Below are 20,679 nucleotides of genomic sequence, written 5' to 3'. Positions count from 1 at the left end.
TGAATGGGGGGAGTAATGAGCAAACTAGACCATCTATTTGAGAAAAACGCCGAGTGGGCCGAGAATATTAAGGCCGAGGACCCGGATTTTTTTACCAAGCTGTCCGAACAACAAACACCGGAGTACCTGTGGATTGGCTGCTCAGACAGCCGGGTACCCGCCAACCAAATTGTCGGCCTGTTACCGGGCGATGTCTTTGTGCACCGCAATATCGCCAACTTAGTGATTCACACCGACTTAAGCTGCCTGTCGGTCATGCAGTTCGCGGTGGAGGTGCTCAAGGTGAAACACATTATGGTTACCGGTCACTATGGTTGTGGCGGCGTGAAAGCGGCAATGGATAATCAGCAAGTTGGCATTGTCGACTATTGGATTCGCAACATCCGCGATGTGTACTACAACAACCAAGAAGAACTGGAGCACATTGACGACGAAGAACAGCGCCTAGAGCGCTTAGTCGAGCTGAATGTTATGCAACAGGTGGCCAATGTATCGCACAACAATATCGTGCAAAATGCTTGGCTACGAGGACAAGAGTTAACCATTCATGGTTGGTGTTATAGCATCAAGGACGGCATTATCCGCAACCTGATGGAGCCTATCGATAGCCCTGATGACATCAGTGAGCGCTACCGCCTCACCTAAATAACCTTAGAATGTGCCGGCCCGCTACGGGGCCAGCATATTTAACCTTCAGAGCTTTTCGCAGGCACGCCGGTACAGTTCCATATCTTCCGCATTCGCATCCAGCAGCTGCCGATACAATTTTGCACCGATCTCTGACTTAATTTGGGCCAATCGCTCGTCCAGCGACTCATCAAGGTTGCGAGAGACGTTTTTGCGAACGGCTTTTAGCTGCATGGCAAATCCTTCAGTTCGCAACCACGACTCAAGCTTTTCCATCGACTCATCAAAGCGGTCCACCACACCCACAAAAGGCAGCTCCGCTAAAGCCTTGTGAGCACGCACCTGTTCATCCCCCTCTATGGGGTGATAATTCAAACACAAACGGTGGGCGTGAAAGTCGCGGCACAAGCGGTCACGAACGAGCGCAAGGCGGCATTCAATATAGCCGGCCAAGGAAGTATTGCGAGCCAAAACAGCACCAAAATTATCCGTACCCTGCTTGCGCTCAAAAGTATAAATAGAGGCAATACGATCCACCGGGTGGCGAATAAAGAGCACAGGTAAACACTGTACACCTTCGATTTTGGGCACGGGAAGATGCGCTGTATGCGATGAAAACACAATGGCATTTTTTTCCCGCGTCACCCAATCGGCGACCTGGGCTCGGTTCGGCTCTATCGCTCCGGGAAACTCTTGCGTTACCCACTGCTTTTTGCTGATATTCTTTTTAAATTCAGAATCCAGCGACGTGCCGGCATTTTTAAAAAAATGGTAATGAAATATAACTTTTCGCATTCGTTTCCTTAAAAACTGTACATAACAGTACAACAGTCCACCGAGAAATAAGTGGAGCTGAATGTACTGAATTAATGCGTCTCAAGCTGTAACAAATTGTATTCTAGCTGGCCGACTCAGCTACTGAAACAATACAGCGTTAATCTGAACCGGGCATGAACAAAGCACTGGTTTTAGCCGCCATAATAAAATCGTTTTTATGTAGACCACGAATTTTATGACTCCACCAGTAAATCGTCACCTTACCCCACTCGGTTATCAGTACCGGGTGATGGTCAAACGAATCGGCCAACTCCCCTACTTGCTGAGTAAAGGCCAGCGCTTGAGCAAAGTTGGCGAATGAAAACTCACGCATCAACTGAGCTATACCGCCCGGCTCAATAACTTGCCACCCAGGCACTTCCGCCATGAGTGCGCTAATTTGTGCAGCATTCAATTTAGGCGCATCTGCTCGACACGCCTCACAGGATTGCTCTCGTAGTTGTGTCATAGTTCACCTCCGGGTAAGCATGAGGTGTTATTTAACACCGTTAAATCGCTGTTAAGCGACTGTTACCACGCCCTCTTCAATTTTGGCCCGCCAAATCTCGGGGCCGGTTTTATGCACGGACTCGCCTTTGCTATCTACAGCGACGGTCACAGGCATGTCTTTCACATCAAACTCGTAAATGGCTTCCATCCCCAACTCCGGGAAACCCAGCACTTTCGCGGATTTAATCGCTTGAGCGACCAAGTAAGCCGCACCGCCCACAGCCATCAAGTAAACCGACTGATTGTCTCGTATCGCTTCAATAGCGATAGGGCCGCGCTCGGCTTTACCAATCATTCCCAGCAGGCCGGTTTCTTCCAGCATAGTGCGGGTGAATTTATCCATGCGGGTTGCTGTGGTCGGCCCTGCAGGCCCCACCACTTCATCGCGCACCGGGTCTACCGGGCCCACGTAATAGATAAAGCGGCCGGTCATATCGACTGGGAGCTCTTCGCCCTTGGCCAATAAATCGATCATTTTTTTGTGGGCGGCATCGCGACCGGTCAACATTTTGCCTGACAATAGTATCGTATCTCCGGGTTGCCACTCTTTGACGTCGTCGGCAGTTACGCTATCGAGGTTCACCCGACGCACGGTATCCGATACTTCCCAGCTAATCTCCGGCCAATCTTCCAGCGAAGGGGGCGTTTGTAGCGCAGGGCCTTGACCGGTCAAGGTGAAATGAGCGTGACGAGTCGCCGCGCAGTTAGGAATAATCGCCACAGCTTTGTTGGCCGCGTGGGTAGGATAATCCTTAACCTTAACATCCAGCACCGTGGTTAAACCGCCCAAACCCTGAGCCCCGATCCCTAAGCGATTCACCTTATCGAACAGTTCCAAGCGCAACTCTTCGCTGCGATTATCAGCGCCTTTTTGCTGCAGGTCTTGAATATCGACAGGTTCCAGCAGCGCCTCTTTGGCCAGCAACATGGCTTTTTCTGCCGTACCGCCAATGCCAATGCCGAGCATACCCGGCGGACACCATCCAGCCCCCATTTTAGGCACCATTTCCAGCACCCAATCCACGACCGAATCCGACGGGTTGAGCATGGCAAACTTGGTTTTCGCCTCACTACCGCCACCTTTCGCAGCCACATGCACATCCACCTCACTGCCGGGCACGATGTTGTAGTGAATGACCGCAGGGGTGTTATCGCCGGTGTTTTTGCGGGCTCCATCGGGGTCTTCCAAAATGGATGCGCGCAGTACGTTATCTGGGTTGTTGTAGGCGCGGCGTACACCCTCGTTGACCATATCGGTCAAGCTCTGGGTAGTATCCCACTGCACATCCATTCCCACGGTGACAAAGACCGTGACGATGCCGGTATCCTGGCAAATTGGGCGATGCCCCATGGCGCACATGCGAGAGTTGATCAAAATTTGAGCCATGGCGTCTTTGGCGGCCGGATTGGCCTCGCGCTCATAGGCTTCATTCACTGCCTGAATAAAATCAACGGGATGGTAGTAAGAAATAAACTGCAAGGCGTCGGCGACGCTCTCGATAAAATCGGCTTCTTTAATCACGGTGGTCATAGCAAAATCTCTGAGTCTTTGGATTTTGCCGCGAATTTTACACCAATGCGGCGAGCTTTGCCCGCCACACTCTCACTATTGGCCCGCCGATCCACCGAGCTGCTGCTTCAGCTGCAAAATATCGCGGTTGATGCTGCGGCGGTAAGCATCGATGGCGTTAATGGCCTCTTCGTTGGTTTTGACACGTGTCGCCAAGCCACGCAAGCCCGGCATTTGTTGGGTGACGCGCTGCACGTCGATGCTGAGGCTTTCAATCTGGTCGGCACTGGAAGATAGGGTTTGCATGGCTTTTTGTGCATCGGCCAATTGGCTTTCTAGACCCGCCAGCTTGCCTTCAAGATCGCGCTTGAGACTTGCGGACGCCGCTCTGGCACTGGCGGCGTCTTTTTCAGCACCACTCACGCTGCGCTTGTTTGCTGCTATGGCTTCTTTATTGGCCTGAATTTGCTTGCGATTTTTATCGTGCGAAACACCCCAGAGCTTACGGATCTCAGAATCTGCCCAATCCAGTTTATCGCGTATGGCATCGACGGTTTCGCTGGATTGATCTGAATTTAAATCCAGACGAGCTTCCAGATCGGTTATTCGATTTTCCGCTGCTACTAAACTTTTTTGCGACTCGGTCAACAAATACGCCAAGTATCCGCCGCCACCGATTCCGGCGAAGGCCAACAGCAACGCCAAGACCGCCACCACACCCGGCCCGGAGCTCTCGCGAATAACTTGTGGCTCAGTCTCGGCATGCGTCTGGGAGGCCCCACCCGGCGCCGGCTCGTGATGATCATCCCGCTCGGCAACAATGCCGGACAACGTGGGTTCTTTGCGTTCCATAAACTACCTTTTCAAATCATTTCTCTCTGGGCACTGGTTATAACAGGTATGACCACAAAAAAGAAGGGATGTGCACAGCTTAGAAAGAGGTTAAGGGTTTGGTTGCAGGCCGCTAGCAAGGCAGATACAAAAACGCCGGGCAATGCCCGGCGTTTTTGCAACTTAGCTAAGTAGACTTAAGCGAAGTTCTGGTTAACAAACTCCCAATTAACCAGTGCCCAGAACGCATCCATGTACTTAGGACGAGCGTTGCGGTAATCGATGTAGTAGGCGTGCTCCCATACATCCACAGTCAGAAGTGGCGTAACGGAATCATCAGTCAACGGGGTTTCAGCGTTACCAGTGTTTACGATGGCAACCGAACCGTCGGCTTTTTTCACCAACCAAGTCCAACCAGAACCAAAGTTGCCAATGGCAGAGGCGGTAAACTCTTCTTTGAACTTGTCAAAAGAGCCGAATGCGGCGTCGATAGCAGCCGCCACATCACCAGTGGCGGCGCCACCGCCGTTGGGGCTCAGGCAGTTCCAGTAGAAAGTGTGGTTCCAGATTTGGGCGGCGTTGTTGAACACACCACCAGAGGAGGTTTTTACCACTTCTTCCAGAGTTTTACCTTCAAACTCGGTACCAGGTACCGCAGCGTTTAATTTATCAACGTAAGTTTTGTGGTGCTTGCCATAGTGAAACTCGATGGTCTCTTCTGAGATGTGAGGAGCCAGAGCGTCTTTTGCGTAAGGCAGCGCAGGTAATTCAAAAGCCATATTTAGTTCTCCTTAAGATCACGGGACTTAAATCAGATGCTTAATCACAGTACTTTATCGATGTACTTGGTGTCGCAGTACCCTATTTTTAGCCAAGCCAGACACCGGCCCGGGCAGGATAATATTGTCATCAACGGCAAATCACCGCCGATACTTTTTATCTGGAGCGCTAAAGTATAGCGCCTGTAGGCGGTGAACACTATGCAATAGATTCACCCCTGGATAAAACAAAGGCACCTACCGAGGTAGGTGCCTTTTTAAGTGGCTGGGCTTACATCATGCCGCCCATGCCACCCATTCCGCCCATGCCGCCCATATCCGGTGCGGCCGGTGCGCCTTTATCTTCTGGCTTATCTGCCACCATTGCCTCGGTAGTGATCATCAGACCGGCAACCGAACCTGCCGCTTGCAGCGCGGTGCGGGTTACTTTGGCCGGATCCAGAATACCCATCTCCAGCATGTCGCCGTATTCGCCAGAGGCTGCGTTAAAGCCGAAGTTGCCTTCACCTTTGCGCACAGCTTCGGCAACCACAGAGGCTTCTTCACCAGCGTTGGCTACGATTTGACGCAGTGGTGCCTCCATGGCGCGACGCGCAATACCGATACCGGCATCTTGCTCTTCGTTGTCGCCAGTTAACTCCGCAATCGCGGCAACGGCGCGCAACAGTGCGGTACCACCACCAGGGACAACGCCCTCTTCTACCGCGGCACGGGTTGCGTGTAAGGCATCTTCAACGCGTGCTTTTTTCTCTTTCATTTCCATTTCAGTGGCAGCGCCCACTTTAATCACCGCAACACCGCCGGCCAATTTCGCCACACGCTCTTGCAGTTTTTCGCGATCGTAATCAGAAGAGGTTTCTTCGATTTGAGTGCGAATTTGCGCAACACGAGATTCGATTTCAGCGGCCACACCCGCACCATCAACGATGGTGGTGTTCTCTTTGCTCATGGTCACGCGCTTAGCAGTACCCAGGTGCTCCAGAGTGATGTTCTCCAGATCCAAGCCTACTTCTTCGCTGATCACGGTACCACCGGTCAATACGGCGATGTCTTGCAACATGGCTTTACGGCGATCGCCGAAACCAGGCGCTTTACAAGCAGACACTTTAACGATGCCGCGCATGTTGTTCACAACCAGAGTCGCCAGGGCTTCGCCCTCAACATCTTCGGCCACAATCACCAGAGGCTTACCTGCTTTGGCAACAGCTTCCAGCGTTGGCAGCAGCTCGCGAATATTAGAGATTTTCTTATCAACCAATAGGATGAACGGATCGTCCTGTTCAACCATCATGTTATCTTGGTTAGTAATAAAGTAAGGCGATAAGTAACCGCGATCGAACTGCATGCCTTCTACCACGTCCAGCTCGTTCTCAAGGCTGGTGCCTTCCTCAACAGTAATAACACCTTCTTTACCCACTTTCGCCATAGCGTCGGCAATGATGTCACCGATGTGTGAGTCACTGTTCGCTGAGATAGTGCCTACCTGAGCAATCGCTTTGGGTGTATCACAAGGCTGAGCAATAGATTTAATATGTTCTACAGCAGCGGTTACAGCTTTATCGATACCGCGCTTCAGATCCATAGGGTTCATGCCGGCGGCAACAGACTTCAGGCCTTCGTTGACAATGGCTTGGGCTAATACGGTCGCAGTGGTAGTGCCGTCACCGGCGTCGTCAGAGGCTTTGGAGGCAACCTCTTTCACCATTTGCGCGCCCATGTTCTCAAACTTGTCTTCCAGGCTAATTTCTTTAGCCACAGACACACCATCTTTGGTCACGGTAGGCGCGCCAAAAGATTTTTCCAGTACCACATTGCGGCCCTTGGGCCCTAAGGTGGCTTTAACGGCATCAGCCAGGATATTTACACCGGCTACCATGCGCTGACGGGCGCTATCGCCAAATTTCACTTCTTTCGCAGACATAGTTCTAATCCTTCCAGTATTTCTTTCAGTTACTCAATTGGGGTTGGGGTATTACGCCAATACCGCTTTAATGTCGGTTTCGCTCAGGATAACCAGCTCTTCACCTTCGATTTCGATGGTGTCGCTGCCTGCGTATTTACCAAATACAATCGTGTCACCCACTTGCACGTCTACCGCGCGAACCTCACCATTGTCGAGCACGCGGCCATTGCCTACGGCAACAACTTCACCTTGGTTTGGTTTTTCCTTGGCCGAACCTGGCAGTACGATACCGCCTGCAGTTTTTTCCTCTTCTTCCTTGCGGCGTACCACAACGCGATCGTGTAACGGACGAATTTTCATGGACTGTCATCTCCCACTAGCAAAATTTAAAATGCTTAGCACATTGTTGAAAAACCCGAAGGTCGGGATTCTGCCACCACCCCATAGGGCAGTGGCAAAAATACTCAAGGTTATCCGCGGGCGAGATCATTTAATATGGCCCACCCCAGACAACCGGTCTGCTGAACAAATTGGGGATGAACCTAGGCTTTTCAATGGCAGGAAGGCAAAAAAATTTGATATTTTGCCTAAAAGCGAACTTTTTGACAGAGATGCGCGATATTGGCTATTTTTTATCCAGCCGGGGCTTCTCTTGCACGGGTTCGTCAGGGTGGTAAAACTCACCTTCAAACGTTTGATGGCTACCCGCATTGGGGCCGGAAAACGGGCTCTGTGTGCGCACCACAAAACGTGGGGCTACCCACTGAAAAAGTGCGTAACGCAACCAGGGCACCAGCAGTAAAAAGCCCACTGTATCGGTGAAAAAGCCCGGGGTCATTAACAACACTCCAGCCACCAACAGCATAAAGCCCTCGGCCATTTCCCGCGCAGGCATCTCACCCGCCTCCATGCGACTGCGGGCACGAGTCATGGTCTCGAACCCTTGCCAGCGCAACAAGCCAACCCCCAGCACGGCGGTTATCACCACCAAAGCCACGGTAGGCAGCACTCCCAGCTCATCCCCTACTTGTATAAATAGGGCGATTTCTACCAGGGGAACACCAATAAACAACAATAGAACAAAAGGCATAGTTACCACTCATAACTGACCCCGACCATCAGGCGGGTGTCTTCACGTTTTGTGTCCTGCTGAGGCAGGTTATCCACACTGTAGTCGACCTTGAGTTCGGAATAGAGTTCACCGGCGATCATCGTGCTCAGCCCGGTGTTGCTGCTTAAGCGCCAATCTTGATCATCCTCCAATGAGCTAACCAAGGAATTGTTGTGAAAAAAAGCGATACCGAGCGGTAATTTATAGCGAAAGTCCGTTCCCAGCCGGGTGGCAACACGCTCGTTTTCAACCTCAAAGTCATCGGCAGGCACATCTGGAATTTCATAACGCTCATTCAGATAGGTGAACCCCGCTGTCAGCGCGAAGGCCGTTTGCGTATTTTCCCAAAACTGATAACCGGTACCGCTACCCAGTGAATAATATTCAGCGATAGCCCGCGCCTCATCAGCCCCTAAGGTTAAGTCATTGGTCCAGAACCAACGCTCGCGGAAAAACCAATCGAGCGAATAACGGCCCGACCAAACCTCATCCGGTGCCTGTCGGTCTGACGAGTAACTGGCATACTCCAGTAACGCATTGTGACGAAATTCACTGCGGCGATACTCGGCCTGAGTTTTTACCTTAATATCGCGCCGAACATCATTACCTTTAGCAAAAAAGCCCGACAGACTGAACTTGCCATTAAAGGTATATTCACCGTCAATATGGCTCTCAAAGGGCAACATGATATCGAGCGCGGCCAAGGGGGCGCTGCGCTGTTGGGGATCACCTCCACAGCTGTAAAATAAGTGCTCTTGCTTCATGCCATCGATTAAGCAAGGTGTATCACTGCCACTGATTTTCATTGGCATAGTAGTGTTTAAATTCTGGATATTAGTACGTGAAATTTTCACTTCACCAAAGTTTTTCGAACTCCACACCAGCTTGTCGCCATCGAGACGGACAAAGTCGCCTTCTAGCTGATCGCCATTGTACAGCTTTACCATTCCGGCATGGCCCGCACTGCAGAGCAATAACATTGCTGCCCCGAGCCCAAGCTTTGTTATCCATTGTTGTCTTCGTGTGTTTTGCATAGTCGGTTACACTGGCTTTCATTTTAATAGGTTGTGGAGCAAGTCCGTGCCCGAATCAAATTTTAATACCGCCCTTTACACTGCTTTGATGCTTATACCAGCGGGCTCGGTCGTGACCTACGGCCAATTAGCGCACTTGGCCGGCCGACCAGGTGCCGCGCGCTGGGCAGGGGCTGTGCTACGAACACTGCCGGAGCACAGCTCGCTCCCTTGGCACCGGGTGGTTGCCGCCGGCGGGCGTATTGCCTTGCCCAACGAAGCCGGAGCAGAGCAGCGCCGTCGCCTTGAGGCCGAGGGCGTTGTTTTTCGCGGTAATAAGGTATCTCTTAATCATCTGTTTGAGTCGCCTTGAGTCATTTTGCGGCCAATAAAAACAAGCAACACTAAACCGGGAATCACCATCAGCGCCGTCAGAACAAAAAAGAACGCCCAGTTGCCACCCAGCGCATCAACTAAATAGCCACTGCCCGAAGACATTGAGGTTCGCCCCAGGTTCCCAAGCGAAGCCAAAAGTGCGTACTGGGCCCCAGAAAAAGCCCTACCGGTTAGCCAGGTCAGTAGCGACACAAAGGCCACCGTTGAGAAGGCCGCACAGAAATTATCCACCACAATGGTGGCTAAAAATAGCCACTCTTTGGGACCCACTAAGGCAATCCAAGCGAACATTAAATTGCTCGCGGCCATGGCGACACCGCCAATAAACAAACCCCGGACAATACCGTAACGAATATTGATGGTGCTGCCAACTAGCGTGAAGATAATCGTCAGCCCCCAGCCCACCAATTTTGAGTAATTGGCAATCTGTTCATTGCTAAACCCCACCTCTCGATAGAACACAATGGACATACGACCCAAAAATGCCTCACCGATCTTAAATAAGAAAACAAACAATAAAATGGCCGCGGCTAGCTGCCAGCCATTGCGCCGAAAGAAGTCGGCAAATGGCTCAACGATGGTCACACTGAGCCAAACCATCGCCCGCGACCAAGGGTTGTCATTATCGCGTGCATTTAACATACCCGCATAGCGCAGCTCAGCCGCATTCTGCAGCGCCTGGCGATCGGTCTTGGGCTCGCGCACGATTAGGGTGAACAGCATAAGCAGCCCAACAATCACCGCCATCCAAGAGTAGACCCCTGCCCAGCCAACAGACTCGGCATTGGCAAAGGCGAGGTAACCGGGCAGAGAATAGCCGGTCCACCAGCCAATAATACTCATGGCCGAAGCGGCGGGAACCCGGCGGGAGTCTTTACCAATGATTTCAATCCGGTAGGCATCAATGGCGATATCGTGGGTAGCGGCACAACTGGCGATCACTAATGCAAACACCGCTAACAGTTGAAGATTGTCCACCGGATTAGTTTGAGCAAGCCCAATAGTGGCCAACAACATAAGCCCTTGCAAGGTAAAGATCCAGCCGCGTCTATGGCCTAATAGTCGACAGACGATTGGCAAGCGTACCCGGTCAACCAAAGGTGCCCAGAGAAAGTTAATGGCGTAGACCACAAACACCACGCCCAGCAATCCAACTTGTGAGCGTGAAATGCCCGTATCGGTCAACCAGCCACTTAAATTCGAACCGATAAGAACAAAAGGGAAGCCCGAGGAACAGCCCAGCAAGAATATATAGAGCAAACGCCAATCGCGGTAGTTATCGAGCGCTTGCAACCACGAATGGGTAGACGCTTGAGAAGGAACTGGACTCATAGTTAAAGCCTGTTGGCGACCGCGAGTAAAAAGACAAAGGTATCAGAAAAGCCGCAAGCCCGCACGGGGCCCATCGAGGTCGAATGAGAAAAGCTTAAGTAATGGGCGTAAAACACATGAAAGCGAGGAATTTGATCAACGACCAGTCACTCCAGAACGAATAAAGACCACTGCCAAACAGCGGTCTTATCGAATTACAAAGCAAGCCAAATTAGGGGCGATTAAGAGCGGCGAGGCCCTCGACTTCTGCTTCGCCCTGGGCCGCGGCGATTATTTTGCCCCTGGCTGCGGTACTCTTTTTTCTCTGCCGGTGCCATCGGAGGGGTCTCTAACAGCAACTCTTGAGGCGGTTGTTCACACCTAAGCTCACTACCCAACAAATCTTGGATAGGCATTAAGCGAAAAGCGTCGTCCTCACAGGCAAAGCTGATGGAGGTACCGGTTTTACCCGCGCGACCGGTACGACCGATTCGGTGTACGTAATCTTCAGGTTCTTCAGGTAAGGTAAAATTCACCACATGACTAATGCCATCAATATGAATACCCCGGCCGGCCACATCGGTTGCCACCAATACTTTCAAGCTGCCATCTTTAAAGGCATTCAAGGTAGAAACACGTTTATTTTGAGCGATTTCACCGGACAGCAAGCCTACCTTAATGCCGTGGCGGCGCAACTGATCTTGTAACTTACGACACTCGTCGCGGCGATTGGCAAAAACAATCATGCTTTCGACTTCCGCGTCTTGAATCAGGTTATAAAGCAAAGTGTACTTTTCATCGGTAGAGGCGAGATACACGTGCTGGGAAACCGTATCGGTGGCAACGCTTTCGGGCTCGATCTCAATAGTAATCGGATTTTCTGTCCACTGATCAACCAAACGATGTACTTCATCGGTAAAGGTAGCCGAGAAAAATAAGGTTTGGCGGTCTTCGCGACGCGGCGTTTGCCGCACAATTTGTCGAACTTGTGGAATAAAGCCCATATCCAACATACGGTCGGCTTCATCAATGACCATAATCTCAAGCTGGTCGAGATACACATCTTTATTACGACAAAAATCGAGCAAGCGGCCCGGGGTAGCCACCAAAATATCCACCAAGGTATTGTGCAGACGATTTTGCTGTTTGGTGTAATCCATTCCACCAACTAAGGTATGAATTTGCAAATCAGTGTGTTTGCACAAGCCTTTTGCGTCATCGGCAATTTGCATTACCAGCTCGCGAGTTGGGGCAATAATCAGGGCGCGGGCTTCACCGGCATAGCGCTCGTCGTCGAGACCGTGCTTGAGCAAATCATCAATAATGGCAGTGAGGAAGGCAGCCGTTTTACCCGTACCAGTTTGCGCTTTACCGACCACATCTTTGCCCTGCAACGCGTGCGGCAAGGATTGGGCCTGGATGGGGGAGCAGTACTCAAACCCCTCATCGGCAATGGCGTGCATCAACCCAGTTTCCAGGTTTAAATCGTGAAAGCGGGTTTTGCCTTCCATTTCCGGCACCGGAAACTGCGAAATATCCCAAGGCTTTGCGGGAGAGGTGTTTTGCTTGGGCTTGGGCTTTGGTTTGGGCTTCGATTTACGCTGCGATGGCTTCTGATCGGACTTGCCCTGTGCCTTGGGTTTGGAGTCACCATCGCCTCTGGGTTTCGACTTGTCAGCAGACTGTTTATCAGGCGAATGGCCGGCTTGAGGGGCAGCTGGCTTACGGCGCTTGTTGCCCCCTTGCTTATTGGGGCGCTGAGTATCGCCACGGCTACCGGAGTTTTCTTTGGTTTCGGTTTTAGCCGCTGGAGCCTTTTCGCTACCGACAACCTTCCTGAACAGCTTTGAGATCAAAATCGTACACCCGTTGATTAAAATGTGCGCGGAGTATACACGATTGCTCTGGTTGAGTCTCCGCTCATCGCGACTGGCCACGGGCCTTCTGGCATAAATTGGATAGTTTTCGTAACAACCGAATGGGCCGCCCCTAATACTACCCTTTATCTCGCAATACGCTACATTGGGATTGCCGAGCAACCAGTTACTCGGCACATACCAACATCTAGGCTCACCTTGCTCCAATCATTAAGCAGGCTGTGCAATCGGTGACGAAGCGCCCTGGAAGCGCAGACTGTATTTAGGGCGCTGCGCTTCGCGAATTAATAAGCGGCTGTTGGTGGCCGACGTCGGGTAGTGGCTAAGCCCCACCATAAAAGTACCAAAGTCGCTAACCTTGCGCGAGCCCTGCAGCGCGATCTTTAAGCGCTGAGCGACTTTAGCCTCCTGGGATTTGTCAATTTCTGGCATAAGGGCAATAAAGCTACTGGCAGTTAACCGCCCTACCATTTTCGCATTTTGCCATTCTGTAACCAATAAAGACGACAGTTCACGTAAAAAGGCATCGGTAGCTGTATCGCCCAAATCCGCAGCTCGCTCTCTGAAATCGGAAATATCAACACATATCACAGAAAAAGCTCGCTGCTTTTCACTTCCAGCCAATAAGCCCATCAGCTTACGTTCGATATCACTACGATTACCTAACCCCGTTACCGGATCATGAAATGCATCGAGGTGAACTTGTTTCGCCTGCTTAATATCATGCTGTCGCTCACGTTCCGCTTGGCGGAAATCCTGATAAGCAATCACCAGAGCCAACAACAAAAACCCACCAGCCACAATAGCCGTCGGGATACCCATCCAGTCACCACTCAGGCGATTATCGGCCGCCATGGCACCATCCATCGGGTAAGTAGCCGCCGCCATACCGGTGTAGTGCATCCCACATATTGCCGCACCCATCACCAAAGCTGCCACCGCTTTAACCACTAGCGCGTAACGGGCTGGCACAACCCTTACCTGCCTGCAGATCACCAAAGCCGCACCCGAGGCAACCACCGCAATCAGCACCGAAATTGCCACGATCACAGTGTCATATACAATGGCGGGCTCCATGCGCATGGCGAACATACCGCCGTAGTGCATAGCCGAAATACCCGCGCCCATAATAACCGCGCTGGCGGCAATGCCACGCTTGGCAATTTTCACACGAGTAATGACTAACAGTGCCAGCGCTGAGGCCGCCACCGCAGGCAACCATGAAACAATGGTCAAGGGTAAGCTGAAACTCATAGTCATATTGCCGGGCATGGTGTAAGCGCTCATACCGACAAAGTGCATTGACCAAATGCCAGTCCCTAAACAAACAGCACCGGTGCCTAGCCAAAACTTGCGGGCACTGCCCTGCAACGTGAACAGCCGTGTGCCAAAGTAAATGGCTGTATAAGCGGCGATGACCGCCACGCAGTATGAAGCGAATACAAGCGTCAGGTTGTAACTACCTGTCATGCGGACTTACCTCTGATGTTTTTGAACTGTGGCGGATTTTACGTCGCCAAAATCAACATGGATGCATCAGCCAGATAAATATATGTAAATATATGTTTACATGTGTAATCTAATATTATGACCAACAATCCCATGGAGCTCACCCTTTAGAGTTTCTTATATAGTCGAATGAAGAAATTCAGGGCTCGAGACGAGCTTTGCTTTTTTAAATAATCCCCCGTCTGAATTGTTAGCGGTAACAATTCAGGCGCAGAAGGCGAATATCTAGATAAGATCAGCGGAGGCACTGCAATTGACGAATTTGAAACCGGCGGTGACTACTAGTATGAGTTGCCCATTGACGATTACTCCACCCTAGAGCCTCTGTAAATTATGACATTGCGCAAAAGCAACTAGGCATCTTGAGCTTGTCGATTTTCGACTTACTGAACAAAGATTATTCACCCGCATCCTCACAAGTGAATCAAAAAAAGGCTCGTAAATCCGTTGCCACTTCTTATAAAGCCTAGGGTTGTGCGGCTAACCTGAAATAGAGTATTGACTATGAATGCTCCGTGTTTGGTATCAATTGCATAAAGTATTGAGGCTTGTGATTGCAGCCCTTTATTATTGGTATGCCTAAGAGGGGGAATTCTGCCCCTTAAAAAGCCTATGATTGCGCTTAATTTTGACAGCTCGATTGAAGAGCTTATGAAGTCGCAACTATTGCGAACAATCTACAAAACTTTGAACAGCGTCATCACTGGATAATTCTTTATTACATTAAAAACCCCAACTCAGTGGCGTGTTAGAGAGCGCCGTAAGGCTAAGCATGAAAGCCAGATAAATGACTCAAAGACTGTTAGCGCGAATAATCATAATACCTTGAGGCAAAAAAAAGGGAGGCAATGCCTCCCGAAACTCAAACAAACGAACAGAGATTAAACTTGAATAAAGACGTCAGTGGCTAATCATCCAAGGCCGGGCTGACGGAAACACCTTGCTACCATCCGGCATGTAAACGGCCTTGGAACCGCGAATGGGCGCATCCGAGCCACAGCCACAACCACTGCCATGTTCATGCTTATGCCTAGCGCGTTTTTCAGCGCGGGACTCGGGCGTTGAAAACGCTGGAGCATCCCTTGATTGCTCATTGCGCTCGTGGGCTTTTTTGTTACTCGGAGCCATTTTAAACAGCTCCGGTGACATCATAATCACCCTAGCCGAAGCCTCACCACACACAGGGCAATTAGAGGGCTCAGAGCTTTTCTCCATAGTAGCTAAGCCGCTAAACACGCCATGCTCTTGGCAACGATAATCATAAACAGGCATGGGTTACTCCTTATCAGGCGACTTAGGAATATCCACAGCGGTGTTGTCTACCTGAATGGTAGGCCCATCAGCTGTCGGGTTGATATCAAACGCGAAAATATCATTTGGCAACCACAAGGTGGCACAAGCATTCGGTATATCCACCACACCACTAATGTGTCCCTGCACCGGCGCACAACCGAGAATGGCGTAACTCTGCGCCTTGCTGTAACCGAACTTAGTTAGGTACTCAATTGCATTCAGACAAGCCTGACGATAAGCAACATGAACATCCAGATAATGCTGTTCACCATATTCATCAACCGAAATGCCTTCGAAGATAATGTAGTCATCGTATTTCGGAGTCATTGGGCTTGGCTTAAAGATCGGGTTCTTGATGCCATATTTAGACATACCCTGCTTCACTAGGCTAACACGCAGGTGAATCCAGCCAGCCATCTCAATAGCACCACAGAAGGTAATTTCGCCATCGCCTTGACTAAAGTGTAAATCGCCGACGCTCAAACCGCCGCCATCGACATACACAGGAAAATAGATCTTCGAGCCGCGTGATAAGTCTTTAATATCACAGTTACCGCCGTGCTCACGAGGAGGAACGGTACGCGCCCCTTCGTTGGCAGCTTCTTTAGCCTCATCAGGTGCCATGCGGCCCATGTGTGCGGTTTCAGCATAAGGTAAAGTCGCCAATGCAGGAACACGATCAGGCTCGGTCTCGTACAACCCTTTTTCCCGGGTATTCCATTCATTCAGCATATCTTTCGATGGTAGGCAGCCAATCAAACCTGGGTGGATAAGGCCTGCAAACTCAACCCCTGGGATATGACGAGACTTGGTGAACATACCATTAAAATCCCAGACCGATTTTTGTGCTTCTGGGAAATGTTCGGTTAAGAAACCACCGCCGTTTTGTTTAGAGAAAAAACCATTAAATCCCCACTGGCTTTCTTTAAAAGCGCCAATGTCAAGGATATCAACCACCAGAAGGTCACCCGGTTCAGCACCCTCTACACCCACAGGGCCAGATAAAAAGTGAACCTGGGTTAAATCAACATCGCGTACGTCGTCGGCGCTGTCATTGTTTTCAATCTGACCACCGGTCCAGTCGTAGCACTCCATAATAAAATCATCGCCAGGCTTAACCGTGGCAACCATAGGGATATCGGGGTGCCAACGATTGTGGATCATATCGTTTTCATAGGGCGTCTTACTTATATCGATTTTTACAATGGTTTCTGTCATGTCGGTAACTCCTGGGGAATCATCTTGAACTGTTTAATAACGACTGCAGTATCGATGAAACCAAAAGGAACGACCATTCGTTAATAGCACCACCTGCCTACGTCAAATAACGTAGGCAGGTGGTCGCCAATGCGGCACTAAATGAAAAGTCGAGCGCCTATTTTGGCATCGGCCCCAGCTTTACGCCGTCGGGATAGTACTTCCAACCATCGCGAACTTTAATTTTGTCATCCCAGGGCAGCTTATATTTACCTTCGGCAAGATCCTTAACCCACGTCAGGTAATTGTCTCTGCTGCCGCCCGGCTGGCCTACGTAAGCCCGACAGCCAAGATTAAAGATGTTATTTTCCAGCGCCCAGTTCTCCCGAGCCTTGTCCACCAATCTCGGGAAAAGCTCCGCCGTCACGATTTCCCAAGGGTTTCTGTGACCTTGCTGCACAACATTGCCATCATAGTTGCACACCGTGCCCTCACCGAAGTAGTAAAACACACCGTCGTAACCGGCCAAGTTAACCGAGATTGTGTACATCAGGTTTTGCCAAGCATTGGTACGGTTAGTCCAGATCCACTGATCGTTTACCTGAGTCGAGTAACCGGAAATGCGAATATAAACATTGGCACCTTTATAAGCGGCTTCGCGAGCCAGCTCTGGGAACATACCATCGTGACAGATACAAACGGCGAGCTTGGAACCTTTAGGTCCGTCACACACTGGCATGCCGTAATTGCCCGGCGACCATGGCTCAATCGGCACCCAAGGCTGCAGCTTGCGATAGTGCAGTGCAATTTCGCCCTCATTGTTGACGATAATAGCGGTGTTATAGGGCGGTTTAGACGGATCCTCATTTTTCTCCATTAGGGAGAAAACGGCCCATACGTCATTGTCGACGCAGGCCTTACGAAATTGATCAATTTCGGGACTGTCGATGGTCAACAGCATTTCATCATAGGTCCAAATAGCCGTATTTAAACCTTGCGTGGAATATTCCGGAAATACGATCAAATCAAGATCAGGGTAACCGGCTTTTGTCGATGCCAGAGCCGTACAAATTTGATCCACCTGAACTTGAATATCTTCGGGACCTTTAATTACCGGAACGGGGTATTGAATCATTGCGGTTAAAAGCGCTTCATCCCAAGCGCTGACGCTACCTGTACTAGCCATACTAAAACTCCAGAATGAATGTTTAATGGGTTACCTGCAGATACAACGCCAGTATTGCAATGTTATAACATTGCGCATATTCGTTAAATGACGTAGGTTTGCAAACTCGGTGCAACTGGGAAGGGAAGCAGCAAAAGGGTAGCAACAAAGCAAAGTACGAAAGGAAATATGAGTATTAATTGGTGCTGACCATTCTTAGCGGCACTGCAAGGGCCATTACTCAGCAACATTGAATTGCCTAGCACCTTAGACCAGCCGCTGCCCAATCCGTGGCCACGGCTTCGCTTTAGAAGGATTGAGGGTAAATCCAATGGAGAGTTGTTAACCCTGCGAGCTATGGTCCAAAACAGGTGAGCTTGCCGCCAGTGAGCCAAAATAGATCAGGGTATGGGCCAATACACGATCACCGTGGTGTATGGTTTTAACGACAATAAACACAATGTCGTCAAGCCACCAGCCACGCTACTTGACGCCCTGCCCCACAATCAGCGGCGAAGCCCAATCAACACAAATAAAAAAGCCGGCCCCATAAAGGAAACCGGCGAAAAACGGTAATAAAATTTTGTCAGCTAACCCATTAGCTTTGGCAGGTAAACTGCACCTTACCTTGTGCCCACACGCCATTTAAGTTGAGCAAGGAGGCCTCATTTAACTCATTAGCATGATCCACCAGAAAGCGTGCCAAGGGTACCTCAATGCTATCTCGCACCAAGCGTCGCACCGAACGGGCACCGTAGCGAGCGGTAAAGCCCATTTTAACCAAATGGCTACACACTTCAGTGCTCAGTATCAGACTGCAGTTTTTCCGCGCCAACCTCCGATTTAGCTGATTGAGCTCCAACATCAAGATATCGTGCGCCGCTTCGCTCGAAAGCGAGTCAAACATCATGACCCGGTCAATGCGATTGTAAAACTCGGGAGAAAAGCTTTGCGTAATCGTCTGCAATGCTCGTTGTTGCCGGCTGCGCTGCACACCGAGCGCCTTACCTAAACGCCCCATCTGCGTACCCTCCCACAGGCGCGCCCCCAGGTTAGATGTCATTAAAATAACGCAATTGCGGAAGTTAATACTCTTGCCTGAACCGGTTAAAGTAAGGTGCCCATCTTCCAATATACTGAGCAAAGCCATGCGAACCTCATCGCTAGCCTTTTCAATCTCGTCGAATAACACCACCCCGGGTCGGGCTAAATCGCCCTCAATCAGCGCTTCATCAAATAAGCTAACACCTTCTTTGCTGCCCACATAACCGGGCGGTGCACCGGTAATAGCCGCACTGTAATGCGACTGCGACAATGTATTCATATCAATGCGACAAAGGTTATCTTCATTGCCGGTCAGAATTTGGGCCAGTAATTTCGCTGACTGCGTTTTACCTACCCCGGTCGGACCAAGCAACAACGCATTCCACAAAGGGCGTTGACTGTCAGCAATATCGACCTTGATAAACGCCAAGGCATCTAACAATTGCTCGACCACCTCTGGCTGCCCCTTTAAACGCTCATTCAACAGCCTATGGGCATGTTCCAGGTCAAAAACAAACCGACTGCGGATTGTAGCGGCCGCCTTAACCTTGGGAGTAACCGACGCTTTGTCGGCTTCTAGTTTTTTTCGATTTTGCTCGAGCACTTCGTTTATAAAAACCACGTTCCATCCACACTCTGTTCGCCCTGCAATCGCCGCGGCACCTGCCATGGCCCGCCATTATGGCGAACCACAACTAAGGTGCTGAGCCTAAATCACTGCTAACTCAACTTTTAGTCAACTGTTTTCGACTTCTCCTCCACGGGCAAGTCAGCGACAGGACAGTCGGCGACACCTACAGTGGAGCGGGTAAACGCTTCGACTGAATCACGAGTTTTTTCCGCGTCCATAACCCAAGAACGATAAAATTCAAAAGGACAATCAGCAATGCCTTTATCACCATCACCAGAAGCATGAACACCGCTATATCCGCGATGTAATAGTTTGAACAAATGGTTTTGAGATTGATCATTTTTTCGAGCATCACGGATTTGGGATACAGATAACTGAGCGTACTGAATGCCCATATCTTCCTCACCACACTCGCCTAAGGTTCGGCCATCAAATCCGATAATCGCAGAGTGTCCAAAATACGAATAAACCCCATCAAAACCGCTGGCATTGGCCACTGCCACATAGCAATTATTAGCCCACGCCATAGACTTGGACATCATTACTTGCTGCTCTTTAGCCGGGTACATATAGCCCTGACAGCGAACGATGAGCTCAGCACCGCGCATTGCGCAGTCGCGCCAAATCTCAGGATAGTTGCCGTCATCACAAATAATCAGGCTAATTTTCATACCCTTAGGGCCTTCGGTGACATAAGTTCGATCACCAGGGTACCAACCTTCAATTGGGCACCAAGGAATACACTTGCGGTATTTTTGAACAACTTCACCTTTGTTGTTAATGAGGATTAAGGTGTTGTAAGGTGATTTATTGGGGTGCTCTTCATGTTGTTCACCCGTAAGTGAAAACACTCCCCACGTATTTGCCTCACGACAAGCTGCAGAGAATATTTCTGTTTCCGCACCAGGAATAGTCGCCGCAGTGGCCATCATTTCGTCAGTGTCATACATAATACCCATGGTGCTGTATTCAGGGAAAACCACCAAATCCATACCAGGCAACCCTTTTTTCATACCGATAATCATATCGGCGATTTTACGGGCATTTTCCAGCACCTCGGCTTTAGTGTGCAGCCTAGGCATTTTGTAATTCACGACAGCCACTCCAACCGTATCTGGGGAGCTCGATATATCACCGTGACGCATATTTAACCTCT

At 50.3% G+C, this 20,679-nt stretch carries 19 protein-coding genes; 2 read left to right on the top strand and 17 right to left on the bottom strand.

Annotation, left to right across the window (positions count from 1 at the left end):
• Positions 1-15: 15 nt before the first annotated feature.
• Positions 16-645, top strand: coding sequence for a carbonate dehydratase (gene can, locus Q4563_RS11755; protein ID WP_215977232.1), 630 nt, complete (start codon positions 16-18; stop codon positions 643-645).
• Between the two features lie 48 nt (positions 646-693).
• On the opposite strand, the gene Q4563_RS11750 is transcribed toward can, so the two are convergent.
• The 9 genes from Q4563_RS11750 to Q4563_RS11710 all read right to left on the bottom strand — a co-directional run bounded on the left by Q4563_RS11750 (position 694) and on the right by Q4563_RS11710 (position 9,067).
• Positions 694-1,422 carry a sulfotransferase family 2 domain-containing protein gene (locus Q4563_RS11750; protein ID WP_303604617.1) on the bottom strand — a complete coding sequence of 243 codons (729 nt, stop codon included), beginning with the start codon at positions 1,420-1,422 and terminating at the stop codon, positions 694-696.
• A gap of 139 nt (positions 1,423-1,561) precedes the next feature.
• Positions 1,562-1,912 carry a 4a-hydroxytetrahydrobiopterin dehydratase gene (locus Q4563_RS11745; protein ID WP_215977234.1) on the bottom strand — a complete coding sequence of 117 codons (351 nt, stop codon included), beginning with the start codon at positions 1,910-1,912 and terminating at the stop codon, positions 1,562-1,564.
• Positions 1,913-1,963: 51 nt separating this feature from the next.
• Positions 1,964-3,484 carry a fumarate hydratase gene (locus Q4563_RS11740; RefSeq protein WP_215977235.1) on the bottom strand — a complete coding sequence of 507 codons (1,521 nt, stop codon included), beginning with the start codon at positions 3,482-3,484 and terminating at the stop codon, positions 1,964-1,966.
• Between the two features lie 75 nt (positions 3,485-3,559).
• Entirely contained in the window at positions 3,560-4,315 is a 756-nt protein-coding gene (locus tag Q4563_RS11735) for a hypothetical protein (protein WP_303604616.1), read from the bottom strand.
• Positions 4,316-4,491: 176 nt separating this feature from the next.
• Positions 4,492-5,073, bottom strand: a complete 582-nt coding sequence (gene sodB / locus Q4563_RS11730) for a superoxide dismutase [Fe] (RefSeq protein ID WP_215977237.1) — start codon at positions 5,071-5,073, stop codon at positions 4,492-4,494.
• A 271-nt stretch (positions 5,074-5,344) separates the two neighbouring features.
• The gene (groL, locus tag Q4563_RS11725; RefSeq protein WP_215977238.1) at positions 5,345-6,994 is read right to left on the bottom strand and encodes a chaperonin GroEL; all 1,650 of its coding nucleotides are present in this window, start codon (positions 6,992-6,994) and stop codon (positions 5,345-5,347) included.
• Between the two features lie 51 nt (positions 6,995-7,045).
• Positions 7,046-7,336 (bottom strand): co-chaperone GroES, encoded by a 291-nt coding sequence (gene groES, locus Q4563_RS11720; protein ID WP_215977239.1) that lies wholly within the window; start codon positions 7,334-7,336, stop codon positions 7,046-7,048.
• A 265-nt stretch (positions 7,337-7,601) separates the two neighbouring features.
• Positions 7,602-8,066, bottom strand: a complete 465-nt coding sequence (locus Q4563_RS11715) for an FxsA family protein (protein ID WP_303604615.1) — start codon at positions 8,064-8,066, stop codon at positions 7,602-7,604.
• 2 nt (positions 8,067-8,068) lie between these two features.
• The gene (locus Q4563_RS11710) at positions 8,069-9,067 is read right to left on the bottom strand and encodes a DUF481 domain-containing protein (RefSeq protein ID WP_215977241.1); all 999 of its coding nucleotides are present in this window, start codon (positions 9,065-9,067) and stop codon (positions 8,069-8,071) included.
• 100 nt (positions 9,068-9,167) lie between these two features.
• Here Q4563_RS11710 and Q4563_RS11705 point away from each other — a divergent pair, with 100 nt between their 5' ends.
• Entirely contained in the window at positions 9,168-9,473 is a 306-nt protein-coding gene (locus Q4563_RS11705; RefSeq protein ID WP_303604614.1) for an MGMT family protein, read from the top strand.
• Here the strand turns inward: Q4563_RS11705 and Q4563_RS11700 are convergent.
• From Q4563_RS11700 to Q4563_RS11665, 8 genes are all read right to left on the bottom strand, one after another.
• Positions 9,452-10,828, bottom strand: coding sequence for an AmpG family muropeptide MFS transporter (locus Q4563_RS11700; RefSeq protein ID WP_303604613.1), 1,377 nt, complete (start codon positions 10,826-10,828; stop codon positions 9,452-9,454). The two genes, Q4563_RS11705 and Q4563_RS11700, sit on opposite strands and share 22 nt — an antisense overlap.
• Before the next feature lie 221 nt (positions 10,829-11,049).
• Complete coding sequence (gene rhlB, locus Q4563_RS11695) at positions 11,050-12,318, bottom strand: ATP-dependent RNA helicase RhlB (protein ID WP_303604651.1); 1,269 nt, start codon at positions 12,316-12,318, stop codon at positions 11,050-11,052.
• Between the two features lie 576 nt (positions 12,319-12,894).
• Positions 12,895-14,154, bottom strand: coding sequence for an MHYT domain-containing protein (locus Q4563_RS11690; protein ID WP_303604612.1), 1,260 nt, complete (start codon positions 14,152-14,154; stop codon positions 12,895-12,897).
• A gap of 939 nt (positions 14,155-15,093) precedes the next feature.
• On the bottom strand, positions 15,094-15,465 hold the full coding sequence (locus Q4563_RS11685; protein WP_215977245.1) for a zinc ribbon domain-containing protein: 372 nt from the start codon (positions 15,463-15,465) through the stop codon (positions 15,094-15,096).
• Positions 15,466-15,468: 3 nt separating this feature from the next.
• The gene (fmdA, locus tag Q4563_RS11680; protein ID WP_303604611.1) at positions 15,469-16,704 is read right to left on the bottom strand and encodes a formamidase; all 1,236 of its coding nucleotides are present in this window, start codon (positions 16,702-16,704) and stop codon (positions 15,469-15,471) included.
• 157 nt (positions 16,705-16,861) lie between these two features.
• Entirely contained in the window at positions 16,862-17,869 is a 1,008-nt protein-coding gene (locus tag Q4563_RS11675) for a formamidase (RefSeq protein WP_303604610.1), read from the bottom strand.
• Between the two features lie 577 nt (positions 17,870-18,446).
• A complete protein-coding gene (locus tag Q4563_RS11670) occupies positions 18,447-19,514 on the bottom strand; it encodes an AAA family ATPase (RefSeq protein WP_303604609.1) in 1,068 nt (355 codons plus the stop codon).
• Positions 19,515-19,624: 110 nt separating this feature from the next.
• Positions 19,625-20,668 (bottom strand): aliphatic amidase, encoded by a 1,044-nt coding sequence (locus tag Q4563_RS11665; protein ID WP_303604608.1) that lies wholly within the window; start codon positions 20,666-20,668, stop codon positions 19,625-19,627.
• Between the last annotated feature and the right edge of the window lie 11 nt (positions 20,669-20,679).

This window comes from Gilvimarinus sp. 1_MG-2023, assembly GCF_030548285.1.
The sequence above is the reverse complement of the archived record's forward strand: the minus strand, read 5'-3'. Positions and strand labels throughout refer to the sequence as shown.

Coding starts and splice junctions, on each gene's coding strand:
- can (WP_215977232.1), top strand. CDS start 16: ATGAGCAAACTAGACCATCTATTTGAGAAAAACGCCGAGTGGGCCGAG.
- Q4563_RS11750 (WP_303604617.1), bottom strand. CDS start 1,422: ATGCGAAAAGTTATATTTCATTACCATTTTTTTAAAAATGCCGGCACG.
- Q4563_RS11745 (WP_215977234.1), bottom strand. CDS start 1,912: ATGACACAACTACGAGAGCAATCCTGTGAGGCGTGTCGAGCAGATGCG.
- Q4563_RS11740 (WP_215977235.1), bottom strand. CDS start 3,484: ATGACCACCGTGATTAAAGAAGCCGATTTTATCGAGAGCGTCGCCGAC.
- Q4563_RS11735 (WP_303604616.1), bottom strand. CDS start 4,315: ATGGAACGCAAAGAACCCACGTTGTCCGGCATTGTTGCCGAGCGGGAT.
- sodB (WP_215977237.1), bottom strand. CDS start 5,073: ATGGCTTTTGAATTACCTGCGCTGCCTTACGCAAAAGACGCTCTGGCT.
- groL (WP_215977238.1), bottom strand. CDS start 6,994: ATGTCTGCGAAAGAAGTGAAATTTGGCGATAGCGCCCGTCAGCGCATG.
- groES (WP_215977239.1), bottom strand. CDS start 7,336: ATGAAAATTCGTCCGTTACACGATCGCGTTGTGGTACGCCGCAAGGAA.
- Q4563_RS11715 (WP_303604615.1), bottom strand. CDS start 8,066: ATGCCTTTTGTTCTATTGTTGTTTATTGGTGTTCCCCTGGTAGAAATC.
- Q4563_RS11710 (WP_215977241.1), bottom strand. CDS start 9,067: ATGTTATTGCTCTGCAGTGCGGGCCATGCCGGAATGGTAAAGCTGTAC.
- Q4563_RS11700 (WP_303604613.1), bottom strand. CDS start 10,828: ATGAGTCCAGTTCCTTCTCAAGCGTCTACCCATTCGTGGTTGCAAGCG.
- rhlB (WP_303604651.1), bottom strand. CDS start 12,318: ATGGAAGGCAAAACCCGCTTTCACGATTTAAACCTGGAAACTGGGTTG.
- Q4563_RS11690 (WP_303604612.1), bottom strand. CDS start 14,154: ATGACAGGTAGTTACAACCTGACGCTTGTATTCGCTTCATACTGCGTG.
- Q4563_RS11685 (WP_215977245.1), bottom strand. CDS start 15,465: ATGCCTGTTTATGATTATCGTTGCCAAGAGCATGGCGTGTTTAGCGGC.
- fmdA (WP_303604611.1), bottom strand. CDS start 16,704: ATGACAGAAACCATTGTAAAAATCGATATAAGTAAGACGCCCTATGAA.
- Q4563_RS11675 (WP_303604610.1), bottom strand. CDS start 17,869: ATGGCTAGTACAGGTAGCGTCAGCGCTTGGGATGAAGCGCTTTTAACC.
- Q4563_RS11665 (WP_303604608.1), bottom strand. CDS start 20,668: ATGCGTCACGGTGATATATCGAGCTCCCCAGATACGGTTGGAGTGGCT.